The sequence below is a fragment of the Oceanobacillus kimchii X50 genome (assembly GCF_000340475.1).
GTDB classification, from domain to species: domain Bacteria; phylum Bacillota; class Bacilli; order Bacillales; family Amphibacillaceae; genus Oceanobacillus; species Oceanobacillus kimchii.
The window spans coordinates 425,927-442,791 of record NZ_CM001792.1; the positions used below are offsets into that span (position 1 = coordinate 425,927).

The 16,865-nt window shown below is 36.0% G+C and carries 12 protein-coding genes and 1 pseudogene; 8 read left to right on the plus strand and 5 right to left on the minus strand.

Annotated features, from left to right (window positions below):
* Positions 1-17: 17 nt before the first annotated feature.
* The 5 genes from C794_RS02420 (at position 18) to C794_RS02440 (ending at position 3,698) form a co-directional block, all read left to right on the plus strand.
* Positions 18-1,058 (plus strand): LytTR family transcriptional regulator DNA-binding domain-containing protein, encoded by a 1,041-nt coding sequence (locus C794_RS02420; RefSeq protein ID WP_017795555.1) that lies wholly within the window; start codon positions 18-20, stop codon positions 1,056-1,058.
* A 111-nt stretch (positions 1,059-1,169) separates the two neighbouring features.
* Positions 1,170-2,018: an ABC transporter ATP-binding protein gene (locus C794_RS02425; RefSeq protein ID WP_017795556.1), complete on the plus strand. Its 849-nt coding sequence runs from the start codon at positions 1,170-1,172 to the stop codon at positions 2,016-2,018.
* A complete protein-coding gene (locus C794_RS02430; protein ID WP_011064885.1) occupies positions 2,015-2,716 on the plus strand; it encodes an ABC transporter permease in 702 nt (233 codons plus the stop codon). The genes C794_RS02425 and C794_RS02430 overlap by 4 nt, the downstream gene beginning before the upstream one ends.
* Before the next feature lie 351 nt (positions 2,717-3,067).
* Positions 3,068-3,313, plus strand: a complete 246-nt coding sequence (locus tag C794_RS02435) for a hypothetical protein (RefSeq protein ID WP_017795557.1) — start codon at positions 3,068-3,070, stop codon at positions 3,311-3,313.
* A gap of 16 nt (positions 3,314-3,329) precedes the next feature.
* A complete protein-coding gene (locus C794_RS02440) occupies positions 3,330-3,698 on the plus strand; it encodes a spore coat protein (protein WP_017795558.1) in 369 nt (122 codons plus the stop codon).
* 507 nt (positions 3,699-4,205) lie between these two features.
* On the opposite strand, the gene C794_RS02450 is transcribed toward C794_RS02440, so the two are convergent.
* The 3 genes from C794_RS02450 to C794_RS02460 are packed head-to-tail and all read right to left on the minus strand — an operon-like array spanning position 4,206 to position 7,876.
* Positions 4,206-5,318 (minus strand): Ger(x)C family spore germination protein, encoded by a 1,113-nt coding sequence (locus C794_RS02450; RefSeq protein ID WP_017795560.1) that lies wholly within the window; start codon positions 5,316-5,318, stop codon positions 4,206-4,208.
* A complete protein-coding gene (locus C794_RS02455) occupies positions 5,305-6,408 on the minus strand; it encodes a GerAB/ArcD/ProY family transporter (RefSeq protein ID WP_017795561.1) in 1,104 nt (367 codons plus the stop codon). Before C794_RS02455 ends, C794_RS02450 begins: the two co-directional genes overlap by 14 nt.
* On the minus strand, positions 6,386-7,876 hold the full coding sequence (locus C794_RS02460; protein ID WP_017795562.1) for a spore germination protein: 1,491 nt from the start codon (positions 7,874-7,876) through the stop codon (positions 6,386-6,388). The genes C794_RS02455 and C794_RS02460 overlap by 23 nt, the downstream gene beginning before the upstream one ends.
* Before the next feature lie 1,084 nt (positions 7,877-8,960).
* Here C794_RS02460 and C794_RS02475 point away from each other — a divergent pair.
* From C794_RS02475 to C794_RS02495, 3 genes and pseudogenes are all read left to right on the plus strand, one after another.
* The gene (locus C794_RS02475) at positions 8,961-10,433 is read left to right on the plus strand and encodes an aldehyde dehydrogenase family protein (protein WP_017795564.1); all 1,473 of its coding nucleotides are present in this window, start codon (positions 8,961-8,963) and stop codon (positions 10,431-10,433) included.
* Positions 10,434-10,693: 260 nt separating this feature from the next.
* A pseudogene (locus C794_RS20255) lies at positions 10,694-12,152 on the plus strand (Tn3 family transposase); the annotation flags it as partial.
* A gap of 182 nt (positions 12,153-12,334) precedes the next feature.
* Entirely contained in the window at positions 12,335-13,747 is a 1,413-nt protein-coding gene (locus tag C794_RS02495; RefSeq protein ID WP_017795568.1) for a DHA2 family efflux MFS transporter permease subunit, read from the plus strand.
* Positions 13,748-13,937: 190 nt separating this feature from the next.
* Here C794_RS02495 and C794_RS02500 read toward each other — a convergent pair whose 3' ends face one another.
* Positions 13,938-15,347 (minus strand): APC family permease, encoded by a 1,410-nt coding sequence (locus C794_RS02500; protein ID WP_017795569.1) that lies wholly within the window; start codon positions 15,345-15,347, stop codon positions 13,938-13,940.
* 49 nt (positions 15,348-15,396) lie between these two features.
* Complete coding sequence (locus C794_RS02505) at positions 15,397-16,743, minus strand: aminotransferase family protein (protein ID WP_017795570.1); 1,347 nt, start codon at positions 16,741-16,743, stop codon at positions 15,397-15,399.
* Positions 16,744-16,865: the final 122 nt, after the last annotated feature.

A 16,865-nucleotide genomic window follows, 5' to 3' on the forward strand; every position in this document is an offset into this window, starting at 1 on the left:
AAAGGGGACTGAGATAGATGCTTCAATTAAGAGAACTAGAATATCGACAAGGTGACCACATCTTGTTTTCGACGTTTCATTTAACGATTCAAGAAGGGGAAGTTGCAGCGATTCATTCCTCCTTAAATGTTAGGCAGATGTTAATAAAAATGATTGTTGGAGATAAAAAAATTAATAACGGTAGCATCGAATTAAATGGAATTACATTAGAAGATAAAGTGAAGTATTTTCAAGCGTTAGGACTACAACTATTGAGTAACGGTCTTTACGAACGAATGAATACAAAAGAGTATTTTCGATTTATTGAACAACTATATCAAACAAAGGTCAACCATCAAGAATTGATTGAAAAACTACAATTACATGAAGTGAAGGATAAGCCAATTAGTAAATTAACAGAGTCTGAACAAAAGCGGGTTCATTATGGGAAAACAATTATTCAGGATGCATGTATTTATCTTTTTGAAGAGCCGGATTTGAATGTTGACTTAGAAACGAAACGAGTATTGGTTCATGTTTTAAACCATCTTAAGCAGAATAAAAAAGGTGTATTAATACTGACATCTAATATGGAAAGTGCAATTACATTAGCAGAAAGAGTTTACCGACTTAACGAGGAAGGGTTACAAACAGTTGAAATTAAAACAGAAGAAAATGAAGAGAAGCAAGAGATAGACGAAGTTTCAGAAGAAGAGTTAGGAAAGCAAGATTTTTCTTTTCAGCTAAATAAAATACCTTCGAAAGTAAATGACAAGATAGTACTACTTGATCCTCCAGAGATTGACTACATTGAAAGTGATGAAGGTCAAGCTGTAGTACATATGAAAGGGTCATCGTTTCGAACAGCATTTACGCTTCGTCAATTAGAAGAAAAATTAGAACATCAAGGATTTTTCCGATGTCATCGATCTTATATCGTAAATTTACAAAAAGTACGAGAAGTAATTACCTGGACGAGAAATAGTTACAGTCTTGTTTTGCAAGATAAAGAAAAAACTCAAGTACCGTTATCGAAAGCAAAGTTGGTTGAATTAAAGCAAATTTTAGGAGTCGATTAAGCTCCATTTAACCTATTAGGTACTCCATTCATCGGAAATTTAGTGCGAATACCTTGATATAACAGTATTCTGAAGATGCAAATGAAAATTGGATTTTCAGGAGGGAATTACATGACTTCAGTCATTGAGGTAAGTCATTTAGAAAAAGTTTATCAAAATAAGCAAGCACTTAACGATGTAACTTTTCAAGTCGAGAAAGGAGAGACATTCGGTTTTTTAGGACCAAGTGGCTCAGGAAAAACAACCACAATAAAAATATTAACTGGACAATTAACACACACTTCTGGAATAGCAAAAGTATTTGGTGTACCAGTTCAACAATTAAAATCGCCAGCTCAACGAAAACGATTTGGAGTGGTTACAGATAATAGTGGTTTGTATAACCGTCTCACTATCTACGATAATTTAAAAACGTATGCGCAATTATATGATGTGCAAGAGAACCGCATTAATGAAGTGTTAGAGATGGTTCGTTTACAAAATGAAGCAAAGCAACAAGTTGCCAAGTTATCAAAAGGTATGACACAGCGCGTGCTCTTGGCAAGAGCATTACTTCATAACCCTGAAATATTATTCTTGGATGAGCCAACTTCAGCATTAGATCCCGTGAACTCGAAGCACATTCATGAAGGATTAAAAGAATTGAATAAACAAGGAACAACGGTATTTTTAACAACACATGATATGGAAGAAGCAGATCATTTATGTCATCGTGTAGCATTTTTGAATAAAGGTTCTGTGCAGTTATTGGATGGCCCTAAAAATTTGAAGAAGCAATATCGTGAAGAGAAAGTGTTGCTAGAGCTAAGGGATGGTAGAGAATTGGAATTACCTTTAGCCCCTTCTATTGCTAATGATATTCAACGATATATTTCAGAAGATCGTATAGAAACCATCAGCACAAAAGAACCAACTTTAGGGGATATTTTCGTAGAAGTAACGGGGAGGGAACTAGTATGACTTTTTCTGTAAAACGTTTTATGGCAATTTTTCAAAAGGATTTAAAAGACTTATATCGTAATATGTATGTCTCTTCAACGATTATCTTACCACTCGTATTTGCGCTCATATATGGACGGATGGATGTTGTTCCATTAGAAATTCATATATTTATTATCAGCATTTCTTTATCTATGGTAGGTGCCTTTCTTCAATGTGCAATTATTGCGGAAGAAAAGGAAAAGAATACACTTCGTGGTTTGATGCTTTCACCTGCTACCATTACGGAGATACTAGCAGGAAAAAGTGCCGTAACAATAGTTATCACATTAGTAATTACGTATATCTCTATGTTGATTTCAGGATTTTCACCTTCTAATCTTATACCGGTAATAGTAGGAGTTGTATTATCTCTTGTATTCTTTATTGCGCTAGGAACTTGGTTAGGATTAATCACTCGTTCTGTTTTAGAAGCTTCCATCTATATTTTACCTGTAATGTTTATATTTGGAATGTCTAATATGTTTATTGGGTTTGCAGAAGAATATCCTTTTCTGAAAGTGTTAGAATATACACCAGCTATTCAGTTATTTGAAATAGCGAATATAACGAACGGGACTATTGCCGATTATTGGCAACCTTTTGCAATTATTGGTGCTTGGATAGTTGTTGGTGCTGGATTAACAATCTTGTCCTTCAAGAAACGAATGATGGATTAATATAATTGCCACGTTTTATTTAATAAACGCAAAAGAATAGTTTTATAATTGACTGGAGTCCTTCGTTTGCTTAAGTAGCGGAGGACTCTTTATGTTGTGCCCGAGAAATTTTGAGTCACTCTATAAGGGGTAGCGTCAGGAAAATGCGGATTTACAACGTTAAGGAAATTTTCAATATTAAAAAGCCTAATTTCTCAATTGAGAAATTAGGCTTTCATTGCTTCATTAAAGCGCCCGATTCTTAAAGATGTAACCTGTTTCCAATTTTAAAAAAAAACATTAAAGAATATTCACTCCTATTTTTGGAACAATACAATTGATTGTATTAACGAATAAGGAGGTTAATTAGAAATGGATAAACAAAAATTAGCTGATCATGAATCAATGGATTTACATGAAGTTATTAATTTCAAAACCCTGTGCTTAGCGAAATCAAAACTAATGCAAGGACTCGTATTTGATCAAGATTTGAGAGCATTAATGCAAAAAGATGTTGAACAATCCATGCAAGCGCTTGGAGAATTACAGGCAATTTATCAACGTGCACCTTTTGAAGCTCCTGTTCCACAAAACCGACCAACACCGATAGTAAATTGAAAAGGAGGCAAATTCATTGAATAATGACTATTTAGACCCTATAAACTCATTACATGTACCTGAGCTAGCTGATACCACATTTGCCATGGATTTCCTCCTTCGTGCTAAAGAAGGTGTGCGCAATATTGCTGTCGCATTAACGGAGTCCGCATCTCCTGATGTTAGAACCCTCTTAAGAAAACAGTTAATGCAAGGTATTGCCATGCACCAGGAAATTTCAGAATTAATGATTAATAAAAAATGGTTCCACCCATACGAATTAAGTGAACAGTATAAACTAGATCAACTCTCTGCCAACAATACATTGAAGATTGGCAAAATGAACCTATTCCCTGTTGAAACCAATAGAAAAGGTATGTTTGACCGGACACCTGATGATCACTAACACTGGAGGCTGTAACCAATGAAGGCAGTAACGTATCAAGGTATTAAAAATGTTCGTTTTTGAGATGTTATAAACGCTCCGATCAATGGTTAAAGGTAATCAATTATAAATATATTGACGTGATAGTAACAGGGTTGGTTAAGAAAGATTGTTCTTTCTTATTAAACTCAATGGAAGACGGAAAACCAATTGGATTAATGGAAATGGAATTTGTACCTGTGCATGAGAGAAAAAGGATTTATAGAGAATTGGAAAATAACGGAGTGAAAGAAACTGATAAAATTGTACGCTTTAACCAAGGGATTCCTTGTAATGTGAAGTTTCGAAACTGGACCAGTACTAATAAATTAAGAATACCATCATTCCATAAATTTGTTTCTTAGAAAGGGCATACATATGCTCTTTCTTTATGACTGTGTCTCCGTTGTATCGATGTTATGAATAGAAGTCTAATAGAAATAGGTCAAAAAATAATATCAGAAAGAAAAAGGTGATCAACTTCAGTGATCACAAAATGATTCCACTACTTCTAACATTGACTTTTACCTTTGGATTAACAAGGATATGCTCATAATAATTTTCTCCCTTTATTTCTTTCCATATAGATGGATGAAAGGCAATGAGTTCTCTGCCTAATCCAAGTACGTCACTTTGATTCGCTGCAAGTTTTTTGAACAGAGCATCCGCTTTTTCAGTGAGAATCTTTGATAATCGTTTTTCCAAAAAATTGATCATTTCCTGCTTATCTAAATGGTCTGGAGGATAGTCAACAATCTCCACGTCCAATTGCAGCATAATATCAGCATGTACCTTTTCTTCTTTTTCCAGCTTAAGTTTTCTTGATACACTTTTTACATTATAGCTGACGGATACATCATCTTTATTATCTAACTGTTCTGTTAAAATTGCTTTTTTGGATTTTGTCTCCATAAAAAATAATAGCAAAGTACTTTCATCAGGGGAAAGAAACTGTCCGGTAAAGCTGTGGTCATGAAAAAGAGCAGCCCCACTTATTTTAACTTCATCATCTTCCACGTCCTTGCTCAAATAAGGGAGCATGAAATCTTTTCCTTCATCAAATAAATAGGTGCGAATCGATCTTAATGTAATATCCTGGATCTCCGAATGTATTTCACTGCTGTGAATCAATTCGTACAGGTATTCCCCTTTTTCAACTTCATTTTCGGATAAATGGGTAATTATTTCATTTGCACTGTTATCTGTCACAGCAATTTTAGCGTTTATATCCACCCTTGGATCCCGGTAAAGAGAATCTAGCACATTGTAAATATCACCTTTGGCGACCTCGTTTCCTAAGATTAAAGTTCTTCCCTTTGCGGGATCGTATTTACCAGCTACGCTTCGATCAATTGCCATACTTGCCTCTTTTATCGAGTCTCCTTTTCCAGTTACCAGCTCATTCGATATGGATATTTCCCCCCTGCTTGCCTGACTTATATTCAAATCTCTGATAATTGAAGTTGTTTGATAATCACCATTCTCATCCAAGTCAAAACCTGATAAATACACGGTACGGGAATCCTTTAGAAGCCTTTCATCCCAGCACCCAGTTAGTAATGGAAGAATAAAGAAGATTAAAAAGAGCTCATTTTTTCTCATCGGTCGATGCCGCCTCTCTTTTAAAAATAATTGTTATCAAAAGCAGTAGGATAGGGATAATAATGCCGAAAATTAAACTTAAATGCTTTAACCATTTTTCAAGTAAGGTAATCTCCATATAATAAAATATCATCGAAATGATAAAGACGAATGCTCCAGATAGTATCACAGCAAATTTATGTTTGACACGGATTAATTTACTTATTCCCATACTTGCTGAAAAGGAGTAGCTGATAATAGTAGTAAAAACTATCAGACCCCAGATAGAAAGAAATAATAAATCTAATCGGCTTAAAATTCTTATTTCAATTGCACTTAGTATATATAGAACCGGTTCCGACGTGATTTTTATTTCTTCAGGACTAAGCATCACGGTACTTAGAATCACAATATACGTTAAAAAAATGGTTACAAATAATACTGCTAAAAAAGCTCCTTTCAGTGCTGAAATATTTTTAGACTGCTTTATAAAAGCAAAATAAATAAGTAATGTTTCAAACCCTATGAAGGATATCATTGAATCACTTGTACTTTTAATAATATTCCATCCACCACTGGAACCAATAGGGAAGAGATAGCGAACATCTATGGATGGATCACCATAAACAAAAAGCGTAATGACGAATAAAAATAGGATGAATATGAATAGGGAAGAAAATAAAGATATCACATTTTTTACCGTACAAATAGTTCCATAAATAAGTAGAACGAATCCTATCAAAAATAATACCCATCCTGGAGTTTCAGGGAGTATCCATCGTTTCAACGTATCCGCATATATAATGAAGATATAACAAATCATCGTCAGCAGGTAAATAATATATAAAAAATTTAATACAGTTCCAGAAGTTCTCCCCAAAATTACTTTAGAAAAATCAAATAAGGTAAGATTGGGGAACTTTCTGCAAAGTAACCAGATAAGCAGTACAATTAGTTGAATAAAAAATCCAGAAATCAAAATGGATATCCATCCGTCACTGCCTGCTGCGTGATGTGCTTGATGAGGTAATGATAACAAGCCTACACCAATCATCGTTTGCACCAGCACAAAAAATAAAACTACAGAACTAATACGGCTCTTCACTTTCATCTTGTTTCCACTTCCTTGATCGTTTTTCTTGCTTAAAATGAGGGGAATTTTTAGAGTGCTTATACATCATCCAAGAAGGAACACGAATGATAGTATCTTTAAAATCCTCCAAGTTCAATGGAACAAAAGGTGAAAAATATGGAAGACCGAATGAAGTAAGGCGTGACAAGTGAATTAACACAAATAACACTCCAATGATAATTCCAAAAAAGCCAAATGTAGCTGCCAATAGCATTAAAGGAAATCCTAAGACACGAATCGAGCTGCTCATTTCTATATTTGGCTGAACAAAAGAAGAGACTGATGTTAATGCAACAATAATAAGCCCACCATAGGAGACAATTCCTGCCTCAACCATTGCTGTTCCTACAACTAGCCCTCCGACGATCCCAAAAGTTGTGGCGATGGAAGGTGGCAGTCGAATGGACGCTTCTCTAAGCAACTCTAAGGAAAGCTGCATAATCATTAACTCTATAATTGGCCGAAATGGAACGTAGCTTAACGAAGATTGCAACGAATAAACAAGCTCCAAAGGAATTACCTCGTAATGAAATGAAACGAAAGCAATATATAATGCCGGTAGAATAAGTGCAATGATATAGCCGAATAAACGTATGAATCTAAAAAATGAACCTAACCACCAACGGGTAATATAGTCATCCGGCGTTTGGAAAAACGTCATAAATGTTGCTGGCACTATAATTACAGTAGGACTTCCATCGATAATTAAAGCAACCCTTCCGTCCTTTAAATTTGCAGAAGCGCGGTCTGGCCGTTCTGTAAGTAAAAGCTGAGGAAATGGTGTAAATGAATAATCTTCAATACAATCCTGAATATCTCCTGCTGATCGGATGGAATCAAGCGTAATACTTTTTATACGCTGTTCAACCTTTTTGATGATTTCTGGATCTACCAAATGATCCAAATAAATTAGTGATACATCCGTTGTTGTTGAGGAACCCAATGTATACTTTTTAACAGTGAAACCTGGTGATTTTGTTGTTTTACGGAGTAAGTAAATGTTTTTGTCTAAGCTTTCAACAAAACCTACTTTCGCTCCAAGGATTGTTTTTTCTGTGGTAGGTTCTGAAACCTCTCTATCGGTTGATGCGGCCGCTTTTAACAGGAATCCTTCACTATTCCTACCTTTTTTTATTAGCAGACAATAACCGTCTAATAATCCGTTGATGGCTATTTTATTACTTTTGGCAGTGCTGATCTCCTGGCTATATAGTTCATTTAAAATATTGTTGTTTTCCATTTTTATAAGCGGTTTAATTATTTTTGATTCAAGCTTTTCCTGATCAACTAATGAATTGATGTATAGGATAATATAGATTTGATTATTGCTATGTATTTCACGGTCTTTTAAATCGCTGGTATGATTTAATTGACTTTTGATATTCTCTATGGAGAGATTTGCCTGATTTATCAAAGACTTTTTGGATTTATTTCTTTTAAGTCTCATCCCTTCACACCCTTTTTACCGCCACTTCTTGTTAGTAGTATGTGGAATTTGAATACAATTATGCAAATAGAGGATGGAAGTTGTTTATGCAAGGACATCAGTGGGACAAATTACTTGAACATCAACGCTCAGCAGCCCCATAAGCCATATTCCACAAATTGGCCCAATAATGGAGTTTTGGAGGCTATACTTTATTCTGTTTTTGTCCCATATAGTTTAAGTGTATTTCACAATCTTCAAACTCACTTTTTATTGCCAATACCAGTATTAACATTAGAATTGTTATAAGACCGAATGTTGAAGTGAATATATCAATTACTCCAAAATTTAACTTAATATACTTATACTTAGTACAACAATCAATTAAATTAACCATAGAAATAAATCTTTAATCGGACTACCTTTTTTGGTAACCACCATGAAAAATAATGAGAATCCTATTACCAATGTTATTACTAACATCATTATTTCCGCATTCATATAATACACCTCCAGTTAATAAAGCCTTTCTTTGTTTACTTTATATCAGTAAAGAAGATTCACATTATAAGATTTTTCATTTCTTCATAATTGACACTTCCCTTAACTAAACTGCCCGTTAGTTTAAGTGAAAATATTCAAAATTTTATATTGCATCAGAATAATTACAATTATTGCGTAAATTAAATTTAAACTAAATGCCTTGATTGTCACTTTTGAATTTTAATTTGCACTTTTTTAAGTGTTATTTGCAATATTTGACATAAAAAAGCTTTCTTCAATTCAAAAGGCAGGTAGATTTTAATATTTACTTGATTCCGATTACTAAATCGTCTCGTGTAGCTTCAACTTCTGTTGTTATGGTTTCAAGATTATTAAGTTTAGGTATTCTTTAAATTTGGGTGAAGGGTCTATGTATTAGCCCAAAGTTCCCTCCAGTAATCTTAATGTAACAACGGTTTTTCGAGTATTGAAACAATCCTACGGAAGCACAGAGACAGGCGTTTTTTTACGAAATAAAGAAATCCTTGGATTGTGGAGGGATTAATAGGGAAGTTTATTTAATAAAGAATAAATCATGTATAAAGGAAAGGAGAAAAATTATATGAAACTTTATGAAAATCTTAACAAAAATTTTATCTCTGGCGAATGGCGTGATGGCCAAGGGGAAACCACTTATGAAGTGAAAAACCCCTATAATGATGAAGTTCTGCAAGAAATAAAAATGGCTAGTAAAGAAGATATAGATGAGGCTTATAAATCTGCTGAACAGGCTAAAAAGGAATGGGCAAAATTTAATCCATTCGAACGCTCTTCCATCATGGAAAAAGCAGTTCAGATTATCGATGCGAGAAGAGAAGAGTTTGTTAACCATTTAATTAGGGAAGGTGGCTCATCCCATCTGAAAGCTAACGTCGAAATTGACTTTGTTATTGCAATTACAAGGGAGGCAGCTTCTTTTCCACTTAGAATGAGTGGGGAAATTGTCCCTTCCCTGATCCCAGGAAAGGAAAATAGGATTTACCGTAGTCCTCTAGGGGTAGTCGGTGTAATAGGACCATTTAACTTTCCAATGTATCTTGCCATGCGTTCGGTTGCACCGGCACTTGCTGTCGGTAACGGGGTCGTACTGAAACCTGATGATCAGACAGCTGTAACTGGAGGAATATTGCTTGCGAAGGTATTTGAAGAAGCTGGATTGCCGAAAGGAGTCTTTAATGTTGTCGTTCCAAACATAGAGGATATCGGCGATGCATTTGTGGAACATCCAATTCCACGGTTAATTTCATTTACAGGGTCTACTCCGGTAGGACGGCATATCGGTGAAATTTGCGGAAGAAATATTAAAAAAGTTGCTCTTGAGTTAGGGGGGAACAACCCACTCGTAGTGCTGGAAGATGCGAAAGTGGAAAATGCGGTAAACTCGGCATTATTCGGTAAGTTTATGCATAATGGACAAATATGTATGGCCATAAATCGAATTATTGTTCATAAGGATATATATGAGGAGTTTGTTGAGAAATTTGTTGAAAAGGCGAAAAAGATTAAAGTGGGCAATCCAAGTGAGAAGGACAATCTAATCGGTCCTTTGATAAATCGGCAGGCAATTGATCGGATACTCGAACAAATCGAATCAGCTAAAGAGCAAGGGGCAGAAGTTGTGTTGGAAGGAAAAGTAGAAGGGAACGTCATGCACCCTTATATACTAACAGGTTCGAATGATGTTGCAACTGCTCAGAACGAAATGTTTGGGCCGGTGGCAACTATTATTTCTGCTGAAAGTGATGAAGAAGCAATTCGCATTGCAAATGACACCCCATTTGGTCTAAGCGGGGCGGTTCACGCAGGTTCCCCGGAAAGAGGTGTGGAGGTGGCCAAACAGATAACCTCTGGTATGGTTCATGTGAATGACCAAAGCGTTAATGATGAGCCATTGATTGCATTCGGAGGGGAGAAAGCATCTGGATTGGGCCGATTTGGAGGGAAATGGTCACTTGAAGAGTTTACAACTGTCCAATGGATTTCTGTCCAAACCGAAGAAAGGGAAAATCCTTTCCATACAGATTATTTGGAGTAAAAATCATTTATGATAAAAAAACGCCTTTTCGCATAAACAAAAGGGCAGACACAAAAAGAGATTATAAAATAATGGAGATAAAGGAACTGATTAAGCCAACCTCTTCTTGTTTTATGTATATATAAGTAGGCGTCAAATAATCCCTATCTGAAAACAGGTGGGGATTATTTGACGCTTATGTACAAAATTTCCTGAATTGTTGGCGGTACCCCTAATGCAAAACAACGATAAAAACAGGTGCAAGATAGCGTCTCAAGTGACACCAAGACAAAGATCATACACGATTATCAGTTAGCTTATCGTTCGAAGCATACATTCAAGAAAGGACCAATAGCCTTAATGAGAGACTAAAATGGTTATCTAACAATTGGAATAAACTAGAGGGAGTTTCGTTCGAGAAAGGAAAGCTTTCAATTGCACGGTTGGAGAAGGAGATTCCAGAGGAAGCCAAAAACTTTAGTGCTAGACTTTATCAGATGCTTCCTAGGATAAAATTAACCGATTTACTCATGGATGTTGCTCATATAACTGGATTTCATGAACAATTTACTCACGCCTCAAATAACCGTAAACCAGATAAAGAAGAAACGGTAATCATCATGGCAGCCCTATTAGGAATGGGATTGAATATTGGGCTAAGTAAGATGGCTGAAGCAACGCCGGATCTTACATATAAACAACTTGCAAATGTATCTCAATGGAGAATGCATGAAGATGCCATGAGCAAAGCGCAAGCTGTATTAGTAAATTTTCACCACAAGTTAGACTTATCTTCCTATTGGGGTGACGGTACAACATCTTCGTCAGATGGAATGAGAATGCAGGTAGCGTTTCATCTTTACATTCAGACGCAAATCCGCATTACGGAACCGGAAAAGGTACAACAATCTACCGATTTACCAGCGACCAGTTCTCATCGTATTATACAAAAATTATTCATACTAATTCAAGATATGCTATTCATGTCCTAGATGGATTATTGCATCACGAGACCGACTTAAATATAGAAGAGCATTTCACAGACACAGCTGGCTATACAGATCAAATTTTTGGATTAACTCACCTTTTAGGCTTTAAGTTTGCGCCAAGAATAAGAGATTTGTCAGATTCAAAGCTGTTTACATTAGAAAAGGCAAGCGAGTATCCAAAATTAGAGTCTATTTTTCGTGGCCAAATAAATACAAAAATTATTAAAGTTAATTATGATGATGTCTTACGATTAGCTAATTCAATAAGAGAAGGAACTGTCACGGCATCACTTCTTATGGGGAAGCTTGGTTCCTACTCTAGACAAAACAGTTTAGCTACAGCTTTGCGTGAAATGGGAAGAATCGAAAAACTATTTTTATTCTTAATTACCTTACTAGTGAATCTTTAAGAAGAAAAATTCAAAAAGGCTTAAACAAAGGAGAGGCCATGAATGGTCTCGCAAGAGTAATTTTCTTTGGGAAACAAGGGGAACTTCGGGAACGAACGATACAGCATCAACTACAAAGGGCCAGTGCTTTAAATATAATTATCAATGCCATTAGTGTTTGGACTACGCTACATCTGTCAAAAGCAGTGGAATACCAAAAGGGCTTAGGGGGTTTTAAAGAGGACTTGTTGCACCATATGTCTCCTTTAGGCTGGGAGCATATTAATTTACTGGGGGAATACCATTTTAGTCATGAGAAAATGGTTTCATTAGATTCTTTAAGACCATTAAAACTTTCTTGACGTTGGTAAAAACGGGGTAATCGTCAGGAAAATTCGCTTAACGTTGTAAATCCGCATTTTCCTGACGCTACCCCTATAATTTTAAAATAAACTTTAAAATATTTTTATAGATTCTTTACGGGTTTTCGTTTAATCTATAAGAAGTGTTTTAATTTTTATGTTTATTAAAGGGGGACATCATCGTGAATCAAATCCATCGACCAACCGTAGTAGCACTATTATTAGCTGGTTCTTTTATTGCAATTTTAAATCAAACGCTAATGATAACAGCCATTCCCCCAATAATTATAGAAATGGGTATTACGGCAAATAGTGCTCAATGGTTAACAACAGTTTTTATGCTTGTAAATGGAATCATGATTCCAGTAAGTGCGTTCTTGATTGAACGATTTACAACCAGACAATTATTTATGTCAGCAATGGGGATCTTTGCTATAGGAACATTAGTGGCAGGTGTAGCCCCTGTTTTTGAGATGTTATTAGTTGGAAGAGTTATTCAATCTATTGGAGCAGGGGTAATGCTGCCACTTATGACGACAGTATTCTTACTGATTTTTCCAATTAATCGCCGTGGCTCTGTAATGGGGTTAATTGGTTTAGTTATTTCTTTTGCTCCAGCTATCGGTCCAGCATTATCCGGATGGGTAACAGGACATTTTTCTTGGAGATATTTGTTCTTTATTATCTTCCCGATTGCAGTCATTGATATGATTATCGCTTACTTTGCTTTAAAAAATGTAACAGAGGTAAAAAAGACAAAGCTCGATATCCCATCGGTTATTCTATCTTCGTTTGGGTTTGGTGGAATTTTATATGGTGTGACCAATGCAGGGAATTATGGCTGGGGAGCATCAATTACACTAATAACACTGGCTATTGGCGTTATCTCATTAACATTATTTATTTTGAGACAGTTAAAACTAACACATCCAATGCTAGAATTTCGTGTGTTCAAATATGCCATTTTCCCGTTCAGTGTTTTTATTGGTTCGATAACATTTATGGGACTTATTGGTACAGAGACGTTAATTCCATTATTTATGCAGAATATGCGTGAATTCAGTGCATTTCAAGCGGGGATGGCAATGTTGCCAGGTGCATTAGTAACTGGATTTCTAGCACCTATAATTGGTAGAATGTTTGATCGATATGGTGGTAAGTGGATTGTCCTTCCAGGTGTAGTCATAATTACCTTGGCCACTGTTCCATTCATTTTTATAGATACAGAAACGACGTTTGCATTTATAACTACTTTGTATGCCGTTCGAATGTTAGGTTTAGCATTGATTATGATGCCGATACAGACTGCTGCACTGAATCAGCTGCCTAATAATTTAATACCTCATGGAGCAGCAATGGATGGTACGATGCGTATGACAGCAGCTTCTGTAGGAACTGCTGTCTTGGTTACTGTAATGACCTCAGTAGAATCCATGGCAGAAAATCAAGTGGCTCGCCCGGATATTTTAGGTGTGAATGTGTCATTTTCTGTAATTGCAGTGTTAGGACTATGTACGATTATTGCCTATTTCTTTATTAAGTTCGACCCATCACCGGCTAAAATAGCAAAGATGGAAGAAGACAAGTCAAATTAAAGTATCGACGTGTGTAAAACTGGTTGTTGTTGATTTATGTTCAAGGTGAACGATACCAGTTTTAAAAAATATACGTGGATTTTTGTAAAGATGACAGCCGGCGATCTCCCGATACACAAGACGGGGGGATCACCGGCTGTCATTTTTTAATAATAAAAAGAAGTTTGCTGAAATTGAGGCAGATACTCGTTTATGCGCTCTTATTCACTTCTTTTTTCATGTAATCATCTGTATTTTTCTTTCCATATTTCCTCATCGAGTAATTGTATAAAACAAATCCTAATATAATCCAAGTACCGATGATAAGCCATTCATAGGGCCAGATTAACGCAGATGGCATACCTGGAAGATAAAGAATCGTTACACCAATAGCCATAATGGTCGCTATCCAACCAATCGTAGTTCCACCAGGAAGGCGAAAGGGTCGTTGCATCTCTGGTGCTTTCTTTCGCAATATTATAAAGGATATAGTAACCATTAACCAAGCAACAACAAGTCCAAGACCACCTGCATTGACTAACCAAACAAGAGCTGGTCTTCCTAAAAGCGGAGCCGCCGTCGATAATACTGCAATTAACAAAATAGCTTTATGGGGAGTATTATATTTAGGATGTAATTGCCCGAGAGATTTAGGGAGCATTCCAGCCTTTGCTAAAGCATATATTGCCCTGCTACCTCCAACATAAAATCCGATCCAACTTGTCAATATCCCACCGATACCACCTAAGACAAGAAAATTACCCATCATTTCACTATTTCCAAAAGCCTTTGCCACCGCATCTGCTGTAACTAAATTGGATGCATTGATTTCTGACGGAGTTAACATTCTAGAAACACCAAAAATTATCGCTATATACCAAATTACAGCTACTACTACAGATAAGATTAGTAATTGCCCGATTTTTTTATTTGGTAGATTAATTTCTTCGGCAGCTTGTGGTATGACATCAAAACCAACAAACATAAAAGAAGTCATCATAAGAACTGTCATGATTCCTGTCATTCCTGTTTCAAAAAGCGGATTCATATTGCTCATATTACCGCTAAATGTACTTCCAGTAATAAGCATGATTCCTGCAATGAGAATTAGTATGGTTAAGATGAAATTTATTATAGATGATAGTTTAATTCCTCTATAATTAATCCATGCAACCAATACCGAACCAATAATCCCCACACCAGCCCAAGTTAATGTGACATCCCAACCGGCAATTGTATAGAGGTATCCTTGACTATAATTGGGGACAAGGTACTCGAAAACAGTTGGTAAGGCTACTGCTTCAAAAGCAATAACTGAAACATAACCAAGAATAATTGCCCAAGTGGCTATGAATGATGTTACTCTTCCCATTGCCTTGTATGTGTACACATGTTCTCCTCCGACAAATGGAAGTGCAGAGGACAGTTCTGCGTATGTTAAACCAACAAATACGACAAGTAGGCCGCCGAGTAAAAATGCGATAATTGCTCCGAGTGCTCCAGCTTCCGTTATCCATAAACCAGAAGTAACTACCCATCCCCAACCAATCATTGCTCCAAATGCAAGGGCAAAAACATCTTTTTTATCCAACGATTTTAATAGCTTTTCCGAGTTGTTCATCCAATTCCCCCTAGAAATAGTTGATTTATTATATCGTCTCGTGTCTTGATTAATCTTGGGCTACACCTAGTTTTTGTTGAACAAATAATATGGCGTCACTTATTCGAGAGATAAGTTCATTAACTTCTTGTTTTGTAATAATTAACGGTGGGGCAAAACATAAGATGTTCGAACCATCGTAAGTGACCCCTCTTGATATTACTCCTCGTTCATGTAGTGCATTAATAACAACATTGGTTATACCAACATCTGGAGAGAATGGTTGACTGGTGGAAGAATCTTGTACAAGTTCAATAGCTCCTATTAATCCGATTGCTCTAACTTCTCCAACAATAGACGATTTTTTTTGGATTTTTTGGAAGCCATTCAGTAATTCCAATCCTCTTTCTTTTGCGTTAGTGACAAGTGATTCTTGTTCAATGATTTCTATATTTTTTAATGCAACTGCAGCAGCTGTAGGATGACCACTATAGGTAAATCCATGGAAAAGAGTTCCTTTTGATTTTTCTTTTAAAACAGTGTGAATATGATCGGATACGACAACACCGCCCATGGGAATATATCCACTAGTAACACCTTTAGCAAAGGTCATTGCATCCGGTATAACATGCCAATTTTCCATACCAAACATGGTTCCTGTTCTCCCGAAACCGGTAATTACCTCATCAGCAATAAAAAGGATATTATAGAAGTCGCAAAGTTCTCTTACTGCCTCCAAATAATCTGTAGGCGGAATCAATACACCTCCAGCTCCTTGAACAGGCTCTACAATAATTGCTGCTATAGTCTCTTTAGTTTCTTGTTCTATCATGGATTGTAACGATGTGATTGCTTTTTCTGTAGTTGAACGATAAGGTGTTTCTACATGTAAAAAGTCATTCATCAAATGACCCGCCATATTCCAAAATTCAGGTATGCCAGTTATACTTGTAGAGGCGGCAGCCACTCCATGGTATCCTCTTTTTAAAGAAATGATTTTTCTTTTGGTGGGTTTGTTTTGTATTTTCCAGTAATGACGTGAAAGTTTTACAGCGGAGTCATTTGACTCTGATCCGCCTGAAGTGAAGAAGACAGCATTTAATCCTTGTGGAGTAAGTTCTGAAATTTTCTTTGCTAATCGTATAGCTGGCTCATGACTAAATGTTGAAAAAGCAGAACTGAAAGCTAGTTTTTTCATTTGTTCTGATGCTACTTCCGCTAATTCAGTTCTTCCATGTCCGATATTTACATTCCAAAGTGAAGAAACTGCATCGATATATTCTTTGTTATTGGTATCTGTAACATAGATACCATCACCCTTAGCCATAATTGACTTAGCTCCATCTGTTTGTTGCTGTATAATGGATGACGTAGGGTGAATAAAATGTTTTTTATCTAATTCAAATAAATCTTCCATTAAAAAACCTCCCTATTAAAATACAAAAACCAGTCATAAAGACAGAGTTGACCCGTCGATATAACTGGTTCTTGATCTAATTTCGTGCTTTACGGGTGAAGTAAAGTCAATTAGATTCAACA

What these genes read in the sequence shown, in the direction of transcription:
- C794_RS02450 (WP_017795560.1), bottom strand. Translation starts at nt 5,318, where the DNA reads ATGAGAAAAAATGAGCTCTTTTTAATCTTCTTTATTCTTCCATTACTA.
- C794_RS02420 (WP_017795555.1), top strand. Translation starts at nt 18, where the DNA reads ATGCTTCAATTAAGAGAACTAGAATATCGACAAGGTGACCACATCTTG.
- C794_RS02460 (WP_017795562.1), bottom strand. Translation starts at nt 7,876, where the DNA reads ATGAGACTTAAAAGAAATAAATCCAAAAAGTCTTTGATAAATCAGGCA.
- C794_RS02425 (WP_017795556.1), top strand. Translation starts at nt 1,170, where the DNA reads ATGACTTCAGTCATTGAGGTAAGTCATTTAGAAAAAGTTTATCAAAAT.
- C794_RS02455 (WP_017795561.1), bottom strand. Translation starts at nt 6,408, where the DNA reads ATGAAAGTGAAGAGCCGTATTAGTTCTGTAGTTTTATTTTTTGTGCTG.
- C794_RS02475 (WP_017795564.1), top strand. Translation starts at nt 8,961, where the DNA reads ATGAAACTTTATGAAAATCTTAACAAAAATTTTATCTCTGGCGAATGG.
- C794_RS02500 (WP_017795569.1), bottom strand. Translation starts at nt 15,347, where the DNA reads ATGAACAACTCGGAAAAGCTATTAAAATCGTTGGATAAAAAAGATGTT.
- C794_RS02430 (WP_011064885.1), top strand. Translation starts at nt 2,015, where the DNA reads ATGACTTTTTCTGTAAAACGTTTTATGGCAATTTTTCAAAAGGATTTA.
- C794_RS02435 (WP_017795557.1), top strand. Translation starts at nt 3,068, where the DNA reads ATGGATAAACAAAAATTAGCTGATCATGAATCAATGGATTTACATGAA.
- C794_RS02505 (WP_017795570.1), bottom strand. Translation starts at nt 16,743, where the DNA reads ATGGAAGATTTATTTGAATTAGATAAAAAACATTTTATTCACCCTACG.